The sequence below is a fragment of the Breoghania sp. JC706 genome (assembly GCF_037026715.1).
GTDB lineage: Bacteria > Pseudomonadota > Alphaproteobacteria > Rhizobiales > Stappiaceae > Breoghania.
The window spans coordinates 19379-40918 of the sequence record NZ_JBANCG010000001.1 but is presented as its reverse complement, the minus strand read 5'-3'; the positions used below and the strand labels follow the sequence as shown (position 1 = coordinate 40918).

Genomic DNA, 21540 nt, shown 5'->3' with positions numbered 1-21540 from the left:
CGACGGACGGAAAGACCCGCCTCCTTCTAGCAAGCTGGGGGCCAAGCCGAAGAACGGCAGAAATCTCAGGAAATACATCCGCGGGACGTGGGAAGGCCGGCGTTCCCTGCGAGAAATGTTTGCCGGGGCGGCAAAGCTTGCCGAGTGGCCAAGGTCGGAATTGGCGAGCGCGGCATCATTCGATATAGTGCCGGCGAACAAACCGCCCCATTGAGAAAGCGTTTTCCTTTCCTAAATGGTCGGCAGGCGCGTAAATGAACGCGCAACAACATCAAGCGACCGCCAGCGAGAGAGTGCCAGCCTGTCGCGCCGCCACAACGGCCGCTCTCGTCATATCGGCCGAAAACTCAGGGAGTGGCCACGGATGCTCAACAGCCTGGATCTTCCCAGCCGACCGAAGGACACGCGGGTCGTCGTCGCAATGTCCGGCGGCGTCGATTCCTCCGTTGTCGCCGGGCTGCTCAAGCGTCAGGGATACGATGTCGTCGGCGTGACGCTGCAGCTTTACGACCACGGTGAAGCCATTCACCGCAAGGGCGCATGCTGCGCCGGGCAGGACATCCATGACGCCCGCCGCGTCGCCGAAACCATCGGCATTCCCCATTATGTGCTGGACTATGAGCAGCGGTTCCGCGAGGCGGTGATCGATCCGTTTGCCGCAAGCTACATCGCCGGCGAGACGCCGATTCCGTGTGTCGCCTGCAACCAGACTGTCAAGTTCCATGATCTTCTCGATACCGCCCGCGAGCTTGGAGCAGACGTGCTGGCCACCGGGCACTATGTCCGCACCCGCCAGGTGAACGGACGCCGGGCTCTGTTCCGCCCGGTCGACCTGGAGAGGGATCAGAGCTACTTCCTGTTCGCCACCACGCCCGAGCAGCTTGAATTTCTGCGCTTTCCGCTGGGCGGGCTTACCAAGCCCGAAACCCGCGAACTTGCCCGCGAACTGGGCCTCGAGATTGCCGACAAGCAGGACAGCCAGGACATCTGCTTCGTACCCACCGGCCGCTATTCCGATCTCATCAACAAGCTGAAGCCGGGCGCTGCGGAAAAGGGCGAGATCGTTCACGTCGACGGGCGCGTGCTCGGCCAGCACGAGGGCATCATCAATTACACGATCGGCCAGCGCCGCGGCATCGGCATCGCCGCAGGCGAGCCGCTTTACGTCATCCATCTCGATGCGGACAACAGCCGCGTTATCGTCGGCCCGCGCGAGGCGTTGATGACGCACCGCATGCGCCTGCGCGAAGTGAACTGGCTTGGAGACGAACCGCTCGACAGCCTGCCCGTCGAGGGGCTTGCGATCTACGCGAAGGTTCGCTCCACCCGACCGCCGCGTCCGGCACGCCTCATCCGCGACGGTCACGACATTGTCGTTGAGCTCGACGGCGGAGAGCACGGTATCGCCCCGGGTCAGGCATGCGTCTTCTATGACAGCGACGGCGATGCCGCCCGCGTGTTCGGCGGCGGCTGGATCGACCGGACGGAGCGCGCCCGCGATGCAGAGAGCGCCCTTGCCGCCCTGAACGACGTTCCGGCCGCGGCCGCCAACGGATGATGAGAAGCGAAACCCTCCCCGACCGTCTGCGCAGGTTGCGCGAACGAATCAAGAGACCTTTCGACACAAGGGATGGCGGTCTCGACGACGCTGCCGTACGGGCCGCGTATGCTCGCTGGGCCCCGATCTACGACATGGTCTTTCGCGCGCCGCTCTATTGGGGGCGGCGCGTGGGCGTAAAGCGCGTCAACGAGTTTTCCGGCAACGTTCTGGAAGCGGGTGTCGGCACCGGCATGGCCCTACCGCACTATGACAAGCGCCTGAAGGTCACAGGCATCGACCTTTCGCAGGAGATGCTGGCCAAGGCCGAGCGTCGCGTGCGCGGGGGCGGACTGGCAAATGTGGACGGCCTGCTCGCCATGGACGCGGGCAACCTGGCCTTTCCGGATAACCATTTCGACGTGACGATCGCGATGTACGTGATCACGGTGGTTCCGGACCCCGTAAAGGTGATGAGCGAACTCGAACGCGTGACCAAACCGGGCGGACACGTCATTCTGGTCAACCACTTTTCCGCCGAACAGGGCCTGCGCGCTGCCGCTGAGCAATGGCTTGAGCGGTACGCGAGCCGGGTCGGCTGGAATCCCGTCTTTCCCAAAGCACGCATTCTTGGGCGCACGCGCCTCGTTCTGGAAGAGGATCAGTCGGTCGCGCCGTTTGGTCTGTTCACCATGCTGACCTTCCGCAAGCCCGAAGTCTGAGTCCGCCTTTCTGCGCACCGGCCCCTGCCGCACGAGTCGAAGCCTTCGCCCCCGCGGCCAGACCCTTTTCTGGTTGCCGGATGCGGAAAAATCACCGAGGCACGCCGAACCGGGATTCCCGGGTTTTGGCGGGTTCTTCCACCGCGCATCTCATGCCGGGACAGGGTTGTCGTGAACAATACCCGATCAAGCGTCTCCAACGCTTGACAGGCAAACCACGGCTCCCCTATATGCACGTCACTGCCGGCCCACCCGGCAGCGCACGAAGCGCCCGTGGCACGTTCGACGTCCGCGGAAACCGCGCCGGATGGCGGAGTAGCTCAGCTGGTTAGAGCAGCGGAATCATAATCCGCGTGTCGGGGGTTCAAGTCCCTCCTCCGCTACCAACACTTCTCAACCTGGTCCTGACGGTTTCTTCTCCAGGCGCGCTCCGATCCGTGCGGACTTTCGGGGCAGGTCATTTTCCATGCGAAGCGCCTGTTTTGCACGTTGGTACATGGCCGACCTCTGGCCGAAAGACCAAATGTCCGGAACCGGTCGTCGGCGTCGCCCTCAATGCGGCGGCGGGGCCTTACGAGCTTCGGCACGCGTCATAGCCCCAGGCTCGGCCTGCGGTGCCTTGATCGACCGGTTACCGGCAACCATGCCCACGCGGTTCACCCCAGGCCCAACAGTCACCGCTAACGGTCCTGCCGTCGCGTATCAAAAAGCGGAAACAGCCTTGTCCAGGCAGCCGCCTGGCTCGGGCGGCAATATCGGCCGCGCTCCTCACCCGCTCCCCATCGCGCAAGTCTCAGGAATAATGCGTCGAGCGGTAGGCGACCCGGACCATTCGCACCTGGCCTTGCAAAGGCCTCATGAAGCGCGAGATTCATGCCCCGGATCGCCGAAATTACGAAATTCAGCAATACGATTCGACGAAAAATCTTCTACAGTTCGTTTAGCTGTTGAGGAACTCGCTCATCTTGTCGTAGACGAACGCGCACTCTTCTTCCACCAAGTCTTCCATGTTCATGAAGGTGTGGATCATGCCATCCATATTCACATGAAAGGCGGGAACTCCGGCAGCGGCGACCTTTTCGCAATAGTCTCTGCCTTCATCGCGCAACGGGCAAAACTCTGCTGTCACGACATAGGTTGCCGGTAGCCTTTTTGTGAAGTCTCCATAAAGCGGAGACGCCGCTTTTCTGCACTCTCCATTCTTGAAGTAACTGTCGAAATACCAGGCAATCTTGCTTGCCTGAAGCAGATATCCGACAGAGTTTTCCACCATAGACCCGGAATCCATGGTGTAGTCCACACTGGGATAGATCATGAACTGCTTCTTGATCTCGATGCTGGCGTCAAACTGGGCCAGACCGGAAACGCTTCCACACAACGCACCACCGCCTGAATCTCCGGCAATTGACAGTTCGCGCTTGAATTTCATTTGGCGGGCAGCAAGCACGCCAAATGCACCCTTGAGTGTTGCGTAGGCATCATTCACGCCAGCAGGATAGGGGCATTCGGGTGCGAGCCGATACTCCGGGGCAATGACGATGTGTCGTGTCGCCAGCGCGATCTTGCGGCAGATCGGATCATAAACCGTCACGCTGCCCGCCATACCGCCACCACCGTGATAGTAGATCAGAACAGGCAGTTCTTCTTCCGGCGCCGGATTGTATATGCGCACCGGAACTTGATAGCCTTCCGCAGGGACGATGTCGTCCTGGATCAGCGCCACATCCGGCACGTTGGTGATAAAGGTCTTGGTGAGATTTGCGAGCCCCTCCCGAGCGTTGGTCGCATTTGGCTTGAAACCTGCAGCCACCAGTTCGGCAACCGTCGCATTGAATTCTTTCAGATAGGCCTTTAGCTTCGGATTTACTTCGCGCATTTTCTTATACTCCGCTATGCCTGCTTTTCAGAGAGTTCCAATTGTGCCTGCTTGCGGCTCGGCTCTGGCAAAAGGAAACTCGCCACGAACAATGTTGAAGAAAACACGATAGCGAAAACTGCGGAACTCATGACGGTACCGGTGCTATCCGCGATAATTCCGGAAATGTACATCAGGACCGTCTCTACGAGATAGGAGATGGACCAGAACATCGCGAAGACAACAGAAATGCGCCCCGGTGTCATTCCCGGCATTTCATACGGTAGCGTAACGAGGCTGGTCATCGGGACAAACATCAGGAAGCCGGCAAGAAACGCGCAAACGTAAGCGACAGTTGCATTGCTTGTAAAAGCCATAGCCGCCGCAAACAAAGTCATGAACAGTCCTGACCAGCGGAGCACCGGTACACGCAAGGTGAAGCGCTTGGCGACGATAATACCGACAACGGTCCCAACCATGCCTGCGGAGATCATGATGGAAGACAGGTATTTCGCTTCTGCCGCGAAGTTCGGGACCAATGGAAATATCGCGAACACGGAGATGTAGCAAAACAGGATGCCGGAGTAGGCAAATGGCAGCAGCCAATTGACCGGCTCCTTGACGCCCTCCTTGAAACCGTAGGTCTCGGGCGCCTTCTGGTCCTCCTTGTTGCCGGACAGCGCGAAATCTTCAGACACGAGCATCCAGAGCACAAGCAGGACGAAACTGACTGCGGAAATTCCAATGACCACGTTCTGCCAGGTACCAAGACGTGACAGAAGAGCGCCGGTAAACAGGATCGCCAACAGGTTACCCATATTGAAGGCGGCTGCGTTGATACCGTTGACTATTGGACGTTCGCCCGCCGTAAAATAGTTCATCACGACCGGGTTCATGTAGACGATGATGAACGCGCCACCGAATCCCATGATCAGGCGCGTGCAAACATACAACGGATAGTTCGTAGCAAGAGCCCCCAGTATGCCCGCAACGATCAGAACGGATGCGAAGGCAAACGCCTTCTTGGGCCCGAGTTTGACCAGGAACCACGCAGCTACCAGGTTCCCGATGATCTTGGCGATCGTGATCGCATTGGTCATCCACGTGGCTGCAGCAATTCCATCAACGTTGTAGAAGGACATGATGTCCTTGGTCATCATGTTGCCCGCGACCCACGACATCGCGAACAACGCATATGTCATGAAGACCACGAATTCGATAATCGTCTTTCTGAGCATTGCTGGAACCTCTCCAATCTAGGTTCGGTTTTTCTAGTTCCAGCAATGATTCTTATATGATTTGAAGCCCTTCCATTTTCCCGTTTCCGGGAAGAAGAATTGACAGAAATACAAAAATCATCGGAATCTTTCCTTGGAATCGGCTTATGGACCTTAGCTGTAATCCAGGTCAAGCCTAGATCCCCCCATGTTCAATAGAGGAAAAATCGCGGACAGCGGGCCCAAATCACCACGGAAGCAAAGCGCTGACAGCACGACGAGCCGAACTGGATCCGGATCGGCTGCCCCCATGATATCGCTGCCCGGGCAGCGCGGACGCCCTCGCGGGGGCCTTTTCCACGAGGCTAACGGTGCGATGCAATATCCCGTGCGTTCGGGGACTACAGATGGTTCCGTGAGCTGACCCGCAGTCTCACGCTCCAGACTGCCCACGACGTGGCATCGGCAGTCGGCTGGGGCGCTTCGCTGCAAGACCAGCCTACGGCAGGCGCATACAACCAGACAGCCAAGGCTCCGCACACGGATGCAAGGAAGCCGATACAACACCAAAGGCGAGGGCTTCCTTGGCCCGGGTCACGCAAAGGGATTTGACGAACTAATTGGAGGAAAGGTCTGCCAAATCCAGATCCTCATCGTAGTCGACCCCTTCGAGGAAAAAACCGTTGAGCTTGAGAAATTCCGTCTTGTAGCCTTCGTAATCGCCCAGCTCGCGGAAATTTTCCGGCGTCATCCGATCAATGATCGAGCGAACTTTTTCCTGAACATCGGCACGCAGCTCCCAGTCGTCGACGCGCACCAGCCGGCTGTCATCGGTTTCGACGATACCGTTTTCATTGTAAACGCGATCAGCATAGAGCCGCTGCATCTGCTCGATGCACCCCTCATGCAACCCCATCTCTTTCATCACCTTGAACAGTGCCAGGATGTACGGCGAGAAGGCCGGAATAAAGACACTGGCCTTGGTCACCAGCGCCTTGCAGACAGCCACATGGGCCTGCCCGCCAAAGGACTTCATCCTTGCATCAAGCCTGTCGGCCGTTGAGTGCAAATGTTGCTTTGCCTGGCCCAAGGTTCCTTCATGGTAGATACGATACGTAATCTCTGACCCGATATAGGAATAGGCAAACGTCTGGCAGCCCTCGCCAAGGACGCCTTCTTCCATCAGGAAGGAAATCCACTCTTCCCAATCCTCTCCCCCCATCACCTTGACGGTGTCGTGAATCTCTTTTTCGGTCGCGGGCTCGAGCGTCGCCTCCTCAAGGCAATCCTGCTCGAGATTGACAGTATAGCCTTTAAGTGGCTCCCCGACCGTCTTGATCGAAGATCGGATCTTCTCGCCAGTTTCAGGATCCGGCCGGACACCCGTTGCAAGAGAGTAGATTACAAGGTCGACGCTGCCACCGAATTCGGCCTTGATATAGTCAACGACCTCGCGACGCATCTCCTCCCCAAACGCATCGCCGACGAAATTCTTGGCAATCAGGCCCTCCTGCTCGGCCTGCCGGGCGAAGTTGATCAGGTTGTACCAACCTGCGGTTCCGACACCGTTTTCCGAGGGCCCGCGTTCAAAAGCGACACCGATGCTATCGGCGCGCGCACCGCCGAAAGCCAAGGAGATACGGGAAGCCAAGCCGAAGCCCGAAGATGCGCCGAGTACGAGAACCTTCTTCGGCCCCCTCGCAATCTGTTTGGCCTGACGAACATAGTTGATCTGGTCCTTGACCGCCTTGCCGCAGCCGACGGGATGGCAGGACTTGGCGACCTGCCCCTTGATGATGGGTTCTATAATCATGATCTGCTCTGATTTGAGGAGCTGTTTGCCCTCTCGGGAGACGAGATATCCGAGCGCGTTTCGACCAAGCGCGACGTCTTGCTCGACAAGGCCTCTCCAGCTTGATGCCTGGTCGCTTTACTCTTCGAGCAGATCGTCCCGATCTGCTCGTGATTGGCGTTACGAATTAACCGGTGGACGAACGGTCGCCATTCCTTCGATAACGACCTTTCCATCCTGATTTTTGCTTGTCGTCTTCAGGCGTACGATTTTCTTTTGCTTGTTGATCTCGGCCACCTCGACTTCAGCGCGCACCGTATCGCCAATATAGACGGGGGCAACGAACCGCAGCTCCTGTCCCAGGTAGATGGTTCCCGGTCCGGGCAACTGCATGCCCAGCACTGCGGATGTCAGACCGGCGACAAGAATTCCATGTGCAACCCGCTTGCCGAAAATACTGTTTTCGGCCGCGATATTACTGACATGGACAGGATTTATGTCACCGCTTATACCGCAGAACAGCCCAATATCCGCTTCGCCGATGGTTTTCTCAAACCACGCCTTCTGGCCAATCTGCAGTTCTTCCAACGTGTAACTCATTGGAACCTCGCCAATCGTCATTGATTGAATATCGGGAATATCACTCCCCCGCCGGAGCATTGGGGAAGACGATGCCTCTACAGTGAGAAGCTTCAGCTGCCGACCGCGGGGCGCAGCACCAGTTCCAGAGGCTCGTCGCGGAACAAGCGGGCATCCATTTCAGTGAGTGTAGGACTGACTTGCGGGGCAAACTCCATCTGCCCGAGCACATCCTTGTGCAGATCCACTCCCGGAGCGATTTCGATGAGTTCGAGACCCGTCTCGGCCAATCGGAACACGGCCCGCTCGGTAATGTAGATCACCGGCTTTCCCGTTTGACGGGCGCGATCTCCAGAAAACGTGATCTGCTGAACGCAAGATAGGAACTTGCGGATCTTGCCTTCCTGAATAATGGCAAGTTTACCACCCCCGATTTCGAGTTTCAGGCCCGCAGCCGTAAAGGTTCCGCAGAAGAAGACTTCCTTGGCATTCTGGGTGATGTTGATAAAGCCACCGCAGCCGGCAATCTTCGGTCCAAACCGGGACACATTGATATTGCCCTTCTCATCTGCTTCAGCCAGCCCCAGGAAGGCCAGATCGACACCGCCCCCGTCATAGAAGTCGAACATCTGGTCCTGGGTGATGATCGCATCGGGAAAGGCCGAAGCGCCGAAGCTCAACCCGCCTGCAGGAGTGCCACCGACTGCCCCCGGTTCGACCGTGGCAATCATCCGGCTGGTCACGCCTTCCTCGTCGGTTACCTCGGCGATCCCCTCCGGCACGCCAATCCCGTAATTGAGCACGGCCCCCTCGCGCAATTCGAGCGCGGCCCGGCGGGCGATGATCTTCCTGGCGTCGAGCTTTCGGGCAATGGGCGCCTTGAAACTGCGTTTGCCCCGCCCGCAATAGGCAGGATTGTAGAGTTCGGAGAAGGTCTGCATGTGATCCTCGCCATCAGCAATGACCACAGCATCCACCAGAATGCCCGGGATGCGCACCTTCTGCGGGTCGAGCTCGCCGTGTTCGACGACCCTCTTGACCTGCACGATGACCTTGCCGCCCATGTTGGTCACCAACTGGGCAGCGGCCAGATTCTCGAGGATGAGGCATTCATCCTCCATCGTGATATTGCCATGCGTATCGGCGGTGGTTCCGCGCAATAGCGCCACGTTGGCATCGATCCGGTTGTAGAAGAGATATTCCTCACCCGCGATCTTCACCACAGACACCAGATCTTCTCTGGTGACCGAGTTGATCTTGCCACCCTCGATGCGAGGATCGACAAAGGTGCCAAGGCCGACATGGGTTAACGTGCCAGGCTTGCCTGCAGCACTGTCGCGGATCATGTGGGCGATCACGCCTTGCGGGAAATTGTAAGCCTCAATTTCCTCGCGGACAGCCAGTTCCTGCAGTTTCGGGATAAGCCCCCAGTGTCCGCCGATCGCACGCCGAACGAGACCGGGATGGGCAAAATGATTGTTCGCCCTGTCCTTGCCGTCGCCCTGTCCCGCCGTGAAATACAAATCAAGATTCTTAGGAGAACCCGTTCTAAGAAAGCGATCCTTGATCGCGACTTCAACCGTCTCCGGGACTACGGCTCCGATGAAGCCTCCAAGGATAACGCGATCATTATCCGCAAGAAGATCGGCAGCCTGTTCCGGCGTCAATATTTTTACTTGCATTGCACGGCCACTTAGTAATGGGCGAACTGTTTATTCTACCAGCGCCCCGCCATTTTCATTGCAATGCTAGGTACCTTCGTCAGACGAGGAAACAGCCAATCATCCAAAAGAGAATTCCGCAAACGGGACAATTATCCCACGACAACAACAATGCTTGCACTGGCCCTCAGATACCTTCCTGATCGAGTTCGCGGGTCCGACGGATCAGAAAGTCCTTGAAATTGGAGCATGGCAGAGGCATCTGGCGCCGCCGGCGATAGTAGAGATTGAGCTCGAATTCAGCATCGAGATAGTCACTGAGAATGGCGATCAAACGCCCGTCCGCCAGTTCCTGACGCAGGATGTTGAGCGGCAGGTAGGCCACCCCGCCGCCTTTCAGCGCCACTTCCTTGATAAACTCGCTGTCCTCGACCTCGACCGTCTGCGCGATGCTCACCGCCGAGTATTCGCCATCCGCATGAAACACCCACTTGTTGCCCCCCACCAGCGTGCTGGCAAACAGACAGTTGTGGCGGCTGAGATCCTGCGGCACGACCGGCATGCCGTAACGGCTGGCATACTCCGGGGAACAGCAGGCCACCAGCGGATAGCGCAGCAAAGACCGGCGTATCAGAAGGCTGTCCTTCTCCTGGAACCCGTCATAGGTCGCCTTCGCGCGAATGACGAAATCCACCTTTTCGACCATGTCGACATCATACGCCGTCTCGATCACACGGAAATTTACCTGCGGATGGGCAAGCAGATACTCTCCGACGATGCGGCACAAGAACCGTTTGGCAAACAGCGGGGTCGAAGCGATGACGATCGTGCCGCGCTCTTCCTGTCCAAAGCGTTGCAGCTCCGAGAAGATATCCTCGATCTCTGCGTTAACATTATTGAACCGGTCGTAGAGATGCTGGCCGGGCTCGGTCGCAACCACCTTGCGGGTCGACCGCTTGAGCAGGCTTACGCCCAGCTTCTCCTCAAGCTCGATGATCCACCGGCTGCCCGCGCTGGGGGAAATGCCATAAAGGCGCGCGGCGTCGGAAAAAGAACCGGTACGCACCACATTGAGAAAATAGACCATCTTGTCGAGCATTGTGACATCTCCCTTTCGGGCGAGTGGGCCGATGAAAGTCCTGAACGGTCAGGACCACTATCCGAAAAGGGTGAGCGCGGGCGGTGGGGCTAAGGCAGGGTACGGAGCTCGGCATGGCCATCAGGAACAATTCCCCCGGGGAGCCGGATTGCATCCGAGGGCCAATCCCATTTCGTCATTAGTGTTTTGTTGAACCGCCTATAACCACCCTGCCCCCTTTCATGTCAATAATTCGACCTGCGGCATGTGTGCACGTATACCCACCAGCAACAGCAAGAATAGAAGACTTAATCATGCTCAAGGACAAAATCTGCATCGTAACCGGCGGCGCCCAGGGCATCGGCCGTTGTATAGTAGAAGAATTTGCAACCGAAGGTGCTGCAAAGGTATTCGCTTGCGACATGAAGCTGGACGCCATGGCCGATTACAAAGACAAGTTCGCAAACGTGGAATCTATTGAGCTCAACGTATGTGATCGTGATGCGATTTCAGATTTCGTTTCCGGTGTCAAAGACCGGTTCGGACGGATCGACGTCCTGGTGAACAATGCCGGCATCACCCGAGACAATCTGCTCGCGAAGATGAGCGAGCAGGATTGGGACATGGTGCTCGATGTGAACTTGAAGGGCGTGTTCAACATGACACAGTACGTCTCCCCGGTCATGATCGAGAACGGTGCCGGCTCCATCGTCACCATGTCTTCCGTCGTCGGCACGGACGGCAACATCGGCCAGACCAACTATGCCGCAACCAAGGCCGGCGTGATCGCCATGACCAAGAGCTGGGCCAAGGAATTCACCCGAAAGGGCGCCCAGGTTCGCGCCAACTGCGTTGCCCCGGGTTTCATCAGAACTCCGATGACCAAGGACCTGCCGGAGAAGGTCATCGCCTACATGGAAAGCAAGACCCCGCTCGGCCACATGGGCGAGGCGGAAGACATCGCTCAGGCCGTTCTTTTTCTGGCCAGCGATCGCGCCCGTTTCATCACCGGCCAGTTGCTGAAGGTTGATGGCGGGCTGGTCATCTGAGGCGCAGGACTGTTCGATCGGCTTCGATGCCAACGGCATCCGCAACCAGCCGATCGGCCGGCAGTTCAGCCACGCTTTGTTGAACCGGCGACACCGAAAAGCGCAGGAGCTCCGCCAGGCAAGTATCCGGCGGAGCTCATCTGTCCGACTTTGGACCGCATCGTGAAGAAAATGTGGGCCAAAGCGGCGCCAACCCGATGGCGTCAGGAACTGCCGACAAGGACGACCCGGACATGACAGCCGGCCTCCGTGGCCATCACCTGCGCATCTCCGTGATGCAGTTGGGCAATGTCACGCACGATCGACAGTCCGAGGCCGCAGCCAATCGCGCCCTCCGGAGCCACACGATAAAAGCGGTCAAAGACCCGTTCCCTTGAGGCGGGAGGAATGCCGGGACCGTTGTCACGCACGTCCAGCTCGACATGCTCCGCCGCGAAAGTGAGGATCACGTCGATAACGGGCTGCACCGCGATACCATATCGCTCGGCATTCTCGAGCAGGTTGAGAAGCATTTCACCCAACAGAACCGGATCTCCTGCAAAGCTTCGCGGCTCTCCGCGAAGCTGATAGTTGATCTCGATGCCTTTCGGCAGAACACGTTCGGCGAAATGGCGGGTGACCTCCTGAACCGTGGCCTCCAGATCGAAGCGAACCGCCAGCCCCTTCAGGTCGCGCCCGCGCACCCGTTCCATCGAGAGCAACTGATTGGTCAACCGTCCGGCGCGCCTGGCGGCGACCGCGACCTCCTCCACCCGAGCCCTCAACGCCGTCTCATCCCTCGCGGTCAGTGCCGCCTCTGCTTGCGCCTGAATTCCGGCGATGGGCGTGCGGACCTGGTGCGCAGCATCTGAAATGAAGGCATCGCGGATTTCGAACGCCCTCCTGAGCCGCTCGAACAGCGAATTCATCGCAGCCACGAGTGCTCCGATTTCCCGCGGCACCACCTGCTCGATCGGACGCAGGTCGTTCGCGGTACGCGACACGAGCGCCGCCTCCAGATCCTTGAGCGGTTTCAGGCCGTTTCGAATGCCGAACCAGACAAGCAGCCCGGCAACGGCGAGCAACCCGCCAAAATAGACGGCCGTTTGACCAAGCAGGCTCAGACTGAGCTCCTGGCGCTGCCGGATGGTCTGCCACACCTCGACAGTCACCGTGCCACTCATCGGACGGTCGGTGACGACCTCTGTCATGAACAGCCCGCGAACGGGCTGACCGTGATAGACGGCATCAAAGTAGACGGGTTCGCCGGGAGGCTTCGCGCCGGCATTCGGCACATTGGGTGCATCGGACATGCCGGTCACATAGGCCCCGCCGGGACCGGTGATCCGGTAGAAGATCTGATCGCCCAACGTTTCCACCAGGGCATTGAGCACGGCCCGCGTCAGCAGATCCCCCTCGTTCGTGGTTACGTCACGCGAAATGGTGAGCGCGATCGTGTAGAGGGTGTTGTCGTAAAGATCGCGCGAAAGTTTCGTGAACTGGCTGTAGCGGGCGACCGATGCCACGCACGCGGCGGCGAAGAGCGGAACGACGATGAAAACGAACAACCGGTTCTTGAGCGAGCCCGTATTCAAGCGCGTTCCCCATCCAGCATGTAGCCGAGCCCGCGCGCCGTCCTGATCGCGACGCCCGTCCCATCGATCTTGCGCCGCAGACGGGAGATCAGAAGATCGATCGCGTTGTCCTCGATCTCCGCGCCCGTTCCATAAAGGGTGTCCGATATGAGCGTACGCGAGACGATGCGGCCGCGATGCTCGAGAAGGCATTCGAAAAGGGCGAGTTCGCGCCTGGGAAGCTCGATCACCTTACCGAGGTGGAACAGCTCCCGGCGCCCCCGGTTGAACTTCAGCCCGCCCAGTTCCTCCCACTCGCTGCGCAGCACCGGCCTGCGGCGGGCGAGCGCGCGCAGGCGCGCCACCAGTTCCGCCATTTCAAACGGTTTGACCAAATAGTCGTCAGCGCCAAGTTCCAGCCCCTGAACACGCTCCGAGGTCTTTCCACGTGCCGTGAGGATGAGGATGGGCGTCGACCAGCCTGCTCTGCGCAACGCGCGGATCACCTCGAAGCCGTTCTGACCGGGAAGGTTGATGTCTATGATGGCAACGTCGGCATCGGCATCCCTGAGGAAAGCCTCGCCGGACAGACCATCTTCGATCCAGTCGACACCGAAGCCAAGATCTTCAAGTGCGCTTCGAATGGCTCTGGCGAGAATCTCGTTGTCCTCAAGTATCGCGATACGCATGCACTTGTCCCGTAACTCACAAGAAAACAGGCCGGACGATACCGCCGAACCGCCACAGGCGGGTATCGGCAATTCATGTTCCAGTGTTATCCATCCATATGCGACAATGATAAGCCAGTCTGGGGAGGCCAACACTGTGAATGCCACAAATGGTATGCGGCTTGCGACACTTGCGCTCGCAGCCATTGTGACGCTGTTTGGCACCAGCGCCGGTGCGCGGGCCGAAACCAGCTTTGCGGGAAAGACGATCATATGGACCGTCCCCAACTCCCCTGGCGGCGGCTCGGGCCGGATCGCCCAGTTCCTTGCACCTTTCCTGACAAAGCACCTGCCGGGACACCCCGCCATCTCGATTTCGTACCAGCCCGGAGGCGGTTCGATCCGTGGCGCCAACCAGTTCGCCTCGCACGCAAAGTCCGACGGACTGCACCTGCTGATCACTACCGGCTCCACCCAGCTGCCATTCCTGCTCGGCGACCCGCGGGTGAAATACGACTACAAGGACTGGCGCATCATCATGGTGATGCCGACGGGCGGCGTCGTCTACACCACGCCAAAGCTTGGAATCCATGGCCCCTCCGACATTGCCAAACTCGCTAACAAGCGACTGATCTATGCCAATCAGGGCGCGACGTCGCTTGATCTGATCCCCTTGCTGGCGTTCAGGCTGTTGGGGCTGAAAGTGGAGCATGTCTTCGGCTATCGCGCCCGCGCCGATGGTCGCCTCGCCTTCGAGCGCGGCGACGTGAACATCGACTACCAGACGACCCCCGCCTTTCTCAAAGGCGTCCGGCCGATGGTCGAAAGCGGAACAGCGGTTCCCCTCTTCTCTTGGGGTGTCCTGGGCAAGGACGGCAAACTTGAACGCGACCCCACATTCCCTGATCTACCTAATTTCGATGAGGTCTATGAGACGCTGAGAGGCAAGCCTCCCTCTGGCCCCGAATACGACACCTACATGTCCATCTTCACCACCGAGTTTCTGGCGCAGAAGATGGTGTTCGTCCCCAAGGACACGCCCGATGAAATCGTCGAGACCTACGAGGCCGCGCTCAAGGCGATTACGGAAGATCCCGATTACAAGGCTAAGGTCGCGAACGTTCTCGGCGACTACCAACTGACCATCGGCAAGGAGGCGGAGGCGCTGTTTCACAGGGGCACGACGATCCGCAATGCGGACCGCAAGAGCATCACCCGCATTCTCGCAGACTATGGCGTAAACCTGAGCAAATGATCCGGCGCCCGCCCGGCATGGACAGGCCCGATGCGGGATCCTGGTTCCCGTTGAACCTGCGCCCCTGACAAAGGCGTCCGAGGAGGAGGCCCGACAGACCCTTGCGGCCTGCCGAGCCTGAAGCTTCTAGCTTTGAAGCCGGAAGATGAAGGTGGTGAGCCAGTCGTCCAGAATTCCCGCGGGAACCGGCACATAAAAGACCGTCGTGAACAGAACCGCGAAGACCACCGAGAAGACCGCGGCACAGGCAAAGGCCAGCAGGATCCGCTTCTGGCCGAGCATGCAGAGCGAAACGGTAATCGCAAGCGTCGTCGTGACGATGAAGCCCAGCATGCCGAGAAGCCACGGATAGGCAACCCAAAGGATCACGAACGCGAAAAGCCGCAACCGCTCGGGCCCCGTGGCCGCAACCAGATGAGACACATCCCCGGTCAGGACAGGCGGTTCGCGACGTTGCGCGACGGCCGTGGCGATCATGTACAGCGTTCCCGCCAGCACTACCGTCACCAGCGTAAGCGGATAGGTGCTGGCCATGCCGGATATGCCCATTGCCTGCTTGCCGAGCACGAGCGCGAAGGCGGCGATCAGCGCGAATGAAAACAGCCTGAAGACAAACATGCCGAGCCTCCTCAAACTTCGGTCTGTTCGGGCATGCCGCTACGCGAGGTTCCGCGAACGAGACGGAAGCCCAGCATGAGCACGGACACGGCCAGAAACACCACGGCGGCAGGGCGCTGGAGCACCTCCCCTACGGAACTGTAGGAGGTGTTGAGAACGGCGATCTGCTGCTCGAACAACGGCCCGAGAATGACGGCCATCACCACCGGCAACAGCGAGATCCGCAACGCCTGGAACCAGAGCGCGAAGGCGGTTGCGCCGAGCATGACGAACACATCGAACATGTTGTTCTGGATGGCGAAGGTCCCGAGGATCGAGAACGCTGCGACGAAGGTCGCCAGAACGAATTTCGGGATCTTGAGAACGAAGGCGCAGTAGCGCGCCGCGAAGACGCCGAAGAAAAGCATGAAGATGTTGAGAATCAGGAAGCCCCAGAAGAAGCTGTAGATGAGGGTCGGCTGGTTGGCGAAGAGCATCGGGCCAGGCTGCAGGCCATGCAGCGTCAGCGCACCGATGAACACGGCCGCCGCGCCGGAGCCTGGAATACCCAGCGAAATGAGCGGGATCAACGATCCGCCGACATTGGCGCTGATGGAGGTTTCCGACGCGATCAGCCCCGAGACCGATCCTTTGCCGAACTTCTCGTTGCGCTTGTTGAAGCGCTTTTCGAGCGCATAGGAAATGAACGGCGTTTCCACCGGCCCAAGGGCCGGCAGGATGCCGAGAAAGACCCCTGTCACGGCAGAACGCAGATAGGTGACGATGCGTGTTGGCACCACGCGCAGGAGTTCGGCATACGGGCTCTTGCCGTCGAAGATGATCTCGCCGCCCTTGTCGGGCCTCAACGAATTGAGGGCCAGTACAACGGCCTGGCTCATGCAGAAGAACCCGATCAGCACGGCGACGAGATTGAAGCCGGAATACAGTTCGACAACACCGAATGTGAAACGCGGCGTGCCGATGACCGGATCGAGCCCGATCGTCACGATGAGCAACCCGACAAAGCAGCCGAAAAGATTGGAGGCGAGCGGCGTCTCCAGCATCACGATCACGATGGTGAAGCTGAAAATCAGCAACGCGCAATATTCCGGCGAACCGAAGCTCAGCGCGAAAGAAGAGAGGATCGGCGTCAGGAACAGCACCGCGATGGCCGCCAGGATGCCGCCGATGCCCGAACTCATGGCCGCCAGCGCAAGCGCAAAAGGCGCCTTGCCGGCCCGCGCCATGGCATGGCCCTCCCAACTCGTCACGATCGAGGCGGGCGTGCCGGGAATGTTGATGAGAATGGCGGAGATGCTGCCGCCGAATATGCCGCCGGAATAGATGCCGCCGAGCATGATCATGCCGTGCTCGGGGCTCATGAGGAACGTCACCGGAACGAACAACGCGATGCCAAGCGTCGCCGTCAAACCGGGGATGGCACCAAAGATGATGCCAATGATGACGCCGCCGATTTCTGCCGCCACGCTCTGGTAAGTGATGGCGTTCAGGAAACCTTCGAGCATTTTCCCTATCCTTTGATGCCGGATCCTGTGGTCACTGAGGCCGGGTTTCGCAAAACCGGGCGCACGCGCTCACCGACAGGCACCGCGCCAGCCATTGGCCGACACGGTGCCCCTCGTTCGCTTTCGTGAGATCGACGTCAGTGCGCGGCGTTCTTGAAATACTCGCTGACGGCCTCGAATGAGGCGTTGTAGCGCGCCTGCTCTTCTTCAGCGGTCAGAGGGATAAGCTCGATGCCGACTTTCTCGAAGGCTTCGCGCGTTTCCTCTTGCTTCAACGTGTCATTGATGATCGCGGCGAGGTAGGCCTTGATCTCCGCAGGCACCTTCGGGCTGACGGCAACGAGGCGGTCGGCCCCCCAGGTTCCGGACGGGATCTTCACGCCCAGTTCCTTCATGGTCGGCGCATCAGGCACCTGCGAGAGCGGCGTGTTGTCGGCAACCGCCAGCAACTTCATCTGCCCGGCGTCGATGAACTGGGCAACTTCGTCATAGTAGTTGGCGGCGATATCGACATTGCCGCCGAGAAGCGCCACGGCGGCCGGTTTTCCGCCCTGGAACGGCACGATGGTGAATTTCACACCAAGCTGCTTTTCAAGGATACGGGTGGCGATATCGAAGGCACCATTGGGAATGACGCCGACCTTCAGCTCGCCCGGATGTTCCTTGGCGTAGGCGATCACTTCCTGGAAGCTCTTGCCGGCGATCTTCGACTTGGTGCCGGAAAGCCAGATGGCGGGAGCGAAGGTGATGCCCGCCAGAGGCTCCAGATCGTCCTTCGCGAAGGGGGCCCGGCCCTGAACAACACTGATCGCCATTGTGGGGTTAGCGAGCACGCCGACCGTGTAGCCGTCTGCCTTCGCCTGCTTGGCAACATAGGCGTTGCCGATGGTGCTGCCGCCACCGGCACGGTTTTCCACGCGGAACTGCAACCCGGTCGTGCGCTCGAGTTGGGCGGCCAGGGTCCGCGCCGTCAGATCAACGCCGCCGCCGGCCGGATAGGGAACGACAAGATTGATGGGGCGGGTCGGATAGTTGGCCGGCTTGTCCGCCGCCGCCGCACCCACGGCGCTGGCAATGGTGAAAAGCACGGCCGCGCCGGTCACGGCGACTGATTTGAACATCATCACAGATGAACCTCCCAATTATTGCTTGTTTCCAACGGGCAGTGCTGGCTCCTCCAGTCGGCTCCACTCATTCGGCCGCAAGGCTGAAGGCGCGGTGCCCGTTCGGGCCCGAACAATAAGGTTGTTCACCTGTCCAAAACCTGTCCGTCCTTCGGACAGTGACCAAAAGGTTTATTGCAACGGCACCGAAATCACCGACGCAAAGCCCAGATTCCGATTCCATTCGCAAAGCTATTTCGCGCGAGCGGCAACCGCATCCCCGAGCAATGTCAAAGGCTTTCTGATGGTTACAGGAGACGCTTCGCCCCCTCCCGCGCGATCACTCAGTCCAGTGATAGAATGCAAATCATGTACGCAATCGTTGGCGAGTTCCCTGCCCAGAAATTGTGAGGAAGCAGGCGGCTCGCCAATCCGCCTCGATAGCTCCGGCGCCCGATCAGGTGAGCGCGGACGCAGGCTGTCACATTCAACGCGGAGCCTTCTGCTCGGCGAAGAACGAGCGACACGCCAACGCGCTACCGCTTGGCATGCCAACTTTGGAAAACCCCGGTGCGAGCAGCGTCTTGGCTTTGACCTCCGCAACCATTGCCGCAGCGATCAACGCAAGCAGGCTCAAGTTGCAACCGGATCTGCGGGCTGCGGGTCCGCAGGCTCGGGTTCGGGCGGAAACGAAAGCGCACTGGAAATATCGTGAACCCCGACACCGGCCGGCTTCTGATCAGGCCCCTCATCCGCCACCAGGGCGGCGACGCGCTCCAACGCCGAGAGGATCATCGCCTGTTCCCAGTTTGAAATCGTGTCAAACGCGCTTGAAAAGCGCTGGTGCAGCGGATCGGGCGCGGAATGCAACGCGGCCACGCCTGCTTCTGTCAACGACACCCAGTATTTGCGACGGTCACTCTCGCTGCGCCGGCGCCGCAGATAACCAAGCTGGGCCAGCTTTTCGATCAGCGCAGTTGCACTCGCCGGGGCGACGCCTGCGCGCGTGGAAATCCCCTTGGGCGTGATCTCCTTCGCATCCTCGATAATCCGCAGGACCAGCAACTGTGCCGTGGTCAGTCCCGTGGCGCGCGCCAGCGCACGGTCGTTGCGTTCCGCCGCGCCTAACACGCGACGCAGGGCCAGCAGGCAGCTTAGCGCGCGATCTTCCATGTCAATCCAACCATTTCGCCATAATACGCGATTTTCCTCCATCCAATGGACAGGCGCAAACGATTTTTCGGATTCTGAACTATCCCACCAGAGTCGACGGAAAAAATCATTCCGATTTTAAATTATAATTGTAGGTCGAATTGCCAACTTTTAGTTTTTATCCATTATTTTCAATATGTTATTACACGGCCACCATCCGACAGAAATTAAATTACTTCGCTATTGAAAACATTCTCCCAATCCCTATTGTTAGTCGCGCATAGGAACTGAGGATGCCATGAGCTTGAACATTATCGGTAGCGACACATCCAGGCGGAGATCCGAAACGCTCACCCTGAGGACACCGGAACCACAGGATGGGTCGAATATCTGGCAATTGATCCGGGATTGCGGACCGCTCGACGACAACTCGATGTACTGCAATCTCCTGCAATGCGACCATTTCGCTGACACCTGTGTCGTGGCCGAACTCGGCAACGAGATCGTGGGGTGGGTGTCCGCCTACCTGCTGCCGGCAGAACCGGACACGCTTTTCGTGTGGCAAGTGGCCGTGGCCGAGAAGGCGCGCGGGATGGGCGTCGCCAAGAAGATGCTGTCGCATCTGCTGGCACGCGCCTGCTGCGCCGACGTCTCGAGCCTGAAAACCACCATTACCCGCGACAACAAGGCCAGCTGGGCGTTGTTCAACGGCTTCGCGGACAAGATGGACGCACCGCTCGCCTCCACCGCGCATTTCGAGCGCGACGAGCACTTCGAAGGACGTCACGCCACCGAATACATGGTGACGATCGGCGCTTTCGGCGACCGCAAGGTTGCCGCCGCCTGACGCTCCTGCCACGCGCCCCTTCCCCTTAATTCCATATTCATCGAGGTTTTCATGACCACCTTCCCGACGGATGCTACAGCCGTATTCAACAGGCGCGAGTCGGAAGCGCGCAGCTACTGCCGCAGCTTCCCTGCCGTCTTCACCAGTGCCCGCAATGCGACGCTGACCACCAGCGACGGCCGCGACTACACCGACTTTCTGGCGGGCTGTTCGACCCTCAATTACGGCCACAACGATCCCGACATGAAGGCCGCGCTGATCGACTACATTGCCGCCGACGGCGTCGCGCACGGTCTCGACATGCACACGGACGCCAAGGCCGCCTTCATCGAGGCGTTCGAACGGCTTGTGTTGAAGCCGCGCGGGATGGACCACAGGATCATGTTCACCGGTCCCACCGGCACCAATGCCGTGGAGGCGGCGATGAAGCTCGCTCGCAAGGTCACCGGGCGCCAGACGATCATCGCGTTCACCAACGGCTTTCACGGCATGACGATGGGCGCGCTCAGCGCGACAGGCAACGCGGCCAAGCGGGCGGGCGCCGGCGGCGCATCGCTGGCCGGCACTGCGCGCATGCCCTATGAGGGCGCGTTCGGCGCGGACGCCGACACGTTGGCCCAGATCGAGACCATGCTCGACAATCCCTCCAGCGGCATCGACGCTCCTGCCGCCTTCATCGTCGAGCCGGTTCAGGGCGAAGGTGGCCTGAACGCGGCTTCGAAAAAGTGGATGCAGGGCATTGCGCGTATTGCCCGCAAGCATGGCGCCCTGCTCATCGTCGACGACATCCAGGCGGGTGTCGGGCGCACCGGCACGTTCTTCAGCTTCGATGATTACGGCATCGTGCCGGACATGATCCCGATGGCCAAGTCGCTGTCGGGCATGGGGCTGCCCATGGCCGTTCTGCTGATCAAGCCGGAGCACGACATCTGGAAACCGGCCGAGCACAACGGCACCTTCCGCGGCAACAACCATGCTTTCGTCACGGCGCGCGTGGCGCTGGAGAAATTCTGGTCGGATGACAGCTTCGCGGCCAGCGTGCGCAAAAAAGGCGACTTTCTGGAAAAGCGCCTCACGGCAATGGCCGATGAGCTGCTGTCGGGCGCCAGCCTCAAGGGTCGCGGCATGATGCGCGGCATCGATGTGGGCTCGGGCGAGCTTGCCGGCAAGATCTGTGCGGAATGCTTCCGTAACGGCCTGATCATCGAGACGTCCGGCGCGCATGACGAGGTCGTCAAGGTCCTCGCGCCGCTGACCATTCCGATGGAGCAGTTCTCCGCCGGTCTCGACATTCTCGAAAACTCAATCGCCGCCAGCATCGCGCCCATGCGCGTCGCTGCCGAGTAAGG

18 protein-coding genes and 1 tRNA gene are annotated in these 21540 nt (G+C 59.4%); 7 read left to right on the top strand and 12 right to left on the bottom strand.

Annotated elements, in window-relative coordinates; genetic code table 11:
- Positions 1-364: 364 nt before the first annotated feature.
- The 3 genes from mnmA (at position 365) to V2L18_RS00185 (ending at position 2645) form a co-directional block, all read left to right on the top strand.
- Entirely contained in the window at positions 365-1558 is a 1194-nt protein-coding gene (gene mnmA, locus V2L18_RS00195; RefSeq protein WP_336175608.1) for a tRNA 2-thiouridine(34) synthase MnmA, read from the top strand.
- Between the two features lie 134 nt (positions 1559-1692).
- A complete protein-coding gene (locus tag V2L18_RS00190) occupies positions 1693-2259 on the top strand; it encodes a class I SAM-dependent methyltransferase (protein ID WP_336175606.1) in 567 nt (188 codons plus the stop codon).
- A gap of 309 nt (positions 2260-2568) precedes the next feature.
- Positions 2569-2645, top strand: a tRNA-Met gene (locus V2L18_RS00185).
- Positions 2646-3199: 554 nt separating this feature from the next.
- Here the strand turns inward: V2L18_RS00185 and V2L18_RS00180 are convergent.
- From V2L18_RS00180 to V2L18_RS00155, 6 genes are all read right to left on the bottom strand, one after another.
- Positions 3200-4135, bottom strand: coding sequence for an alpha/beta hydrolase (locus V2L18_RS00180; protein ID WP_336175604.1), 936 nt, complete (start codon positions 4133-4135; stop codon positions 3200-3202).
- A 14-nt stretch (positions 4136-4149) separates the two neighbouring features.
- Positions 4150-5352, bottom strand: coding sequence for an MFS transporter (locus V2L18_RS00175; protein ID WP_336175602.1), 1203 nt, complete (start codon positions 5350-5352; stop codon positions 4150-4152).
- A 595-nt stretch (positions 5353-5947) separates the two neighbouring features.
- The gene (gene fabV, locus V2L18_RS00170; RefSeq protein WP_336175600.1) at positions 5948-7144 is read right to left on the bottom strand and encodes an enoyl-ACP reductase FabV; all 1197 of its coding nucleotides are present in this window, start codon (positions 7142-7144) and stop codon (positions 5948-5950) included.
- A 159-nt stretch (positions 7145-7303) separates the two neighbouring features.
- The gene (locus V2L18_RS00165) at positions 7304-7744 is read right to left on the bottom strand and encodes a MaoC family dehydratase (protein WP_336175598.1); all 441 of its coding nucleotides are present in this window, start codon (positions 7742-7744) and stop codon (positions 7304-7306) included.
- Between the two features lie 71 nt (positions 7745-7815).
- The gene (locus V2L18_RS00160) at positions 7816-9384 is read right to left on the bottom strand and encodes a CoA-transferase (RefSeq protein WP_336175596.1); all 1569 of its coding nucleotides are present in this window, start codon (positions 9382-9384) and stop codon (positions 7816-7818) included.
- A 166-nt stretch (positions 9385-9550) separates the two neighbouring features.
- Positions 9551-10462, bottom strand: a complete 912-nt coding sequence (locus tag V2L18_RS00155) for a LysR family transcriptional regulator (RefSeq protein ID WP_336175595.1) — start codon at positions 10460-10462, stop codon at positions 9551-9553.
- A 293-nt stretch (positions 10463-10755) separates the two neighbouring features.
- On the opposite strand from V2L18_RS00155, the gene V2L18_RS00150 reads away from it, so the two are divergent.
- Positions 10756-11490 carry a beta-ketoacyl-ACP reductase gene (locus V2L18_RS00150; RefSeq protein WP_336175593.1) on the top strand — a complete coding sequence of 245 codons (735 nt, stop codon included), beginning with the start codon at positions 10756-10758 and terminating at the stop codon, positions 11488-11490.
- A 203-nt stretch (positions 11491-11693) separates the two neighbouring features.
- Here the strand turns inward: V2L18_RS00150 and V2L18_RS00145 are convergent, their stop codons facing one another.
- Positions 11694-13064, bottom strand: coding sequence for a sensor histidine kinase (locus V2L18_RS00145; RefSeq protein ID WP_336175591.1), 1371 nt, complete (start codon positions 13062-13064; stop codon positions 11694-11696).
- Positions 13061-13732 (bottom strand): response regulator transcription factor, encoded by a 672-nt coding sequence (locus V2L18_RS00140; protein WP_336175590.1) that lies wholly within the window; start codon positions 13730-13732, stop codon positions 13061-13063. The genes V2L18_RS00145 and V2L18_RS00140 overlap by 4 nt, the downstream gene beginning before the upstream one ends.
- 136 nt (positions 13733-13868) lie before the next feature.
- On the opposite strand from V2L18_RS00140, the gene V2L18_RS00135 reads away from it, so the two are divergent.
- Complete coding sequence (locus V2L18_RS00135) at positions 13869-14966, top strand: tricarboxylate transporter (protein ID WP_336175588.1); 1098 nt, start codon at positions 13869-13871, stop codon at positions 14964-14966.
- A 126-nt stretch (positions 14967-15092) separates the two neighbouring features.
- On the opposite strand, the gene V2L18_RS00130 is transcribed toward V2L18_RS00135, so the two are convergent.
- From V2L18_RS00130 to V2L18_RS00115, 4 genes are all read right to left on the bottom strand, one after another.
- Complete coding sequence (locus tag V2L18_RS00130; protein ID WP_336175586.1) at positions 15093-15584, bottom strand: tripartite tricarboxylate transporter TctB family protein; 492 nt, start codon at positions 15582-15584, stop codon at positions 15093-15095.
- Between the two features lie 11 nt (positions 15585-15595).
- Complete coding sequence (locus V2L18_RS00125) at positions 15596-17089, bottom strand: tripartite tricarboxylate transporter permease (protein WP_336175585.1); 1494 nt, start codon at positions 17087-17089, stop codon at positions 15596-15598.
- A gap of 137 nt (positions 17090-17226) precedes the next feature.
- Positions 17227-18213 carry a tripartite tricarboxylate transporter substrate binding protein gene (locus V2L18_RS00120; protein ID WP_336175583.1) on the bottom strand — a complete coding sequence of 329 codons (987 nt, stop codon included), beginning with the start codon at positions 18211-18213 and terminating at the stop codon, positions 17227-17229.
- Between the two features lie 612 nt (positions 18214-18825).
- Entirely contained in the window at positions 18826-19365 is a 540-nt protein-coding gene (locus V2L18_RS00115) for a MarR family transcriptional regulator (protein WP_336175581.1), read from the bottom strand.
- A 277-nt stretch (positions 19366-19642) separates the two neighbouring features.
- Here V2L18_RS00115 and ectA point away from each other — a divergent pair, with 277 nt between their 5' ends.
- Together ectA and ectB are read left to right on the top strand one after the other, a co-directional pair.
- Positions 19643-20191 carry a diaminobutyrate acetyltransferase gene (gene ectA, locus V2L18_RS00110; RefSeq protein WP_336175579.1) on the top strand — a complete coding sequence of 183 codons (549 nt, stop codon included), beginning with the start codon at positions 19643-19645 and terminating at the stop codon, positions 20189-20191.
- Between the two features lie 51 nt (positions 20192-20242).
- A complete protein-coding gene (gene ectB / locus V2L18_RS00105; protein ID WP_336175577.1) occupies positions 20243-21538 on the top strand; it encodes a diaminobutyrate--2-oxoglutarate transaminase in 1296 nt (431 codons plus the stop codon).
- Positions 21539-21540: the final 2 nt, after the last annotated feature.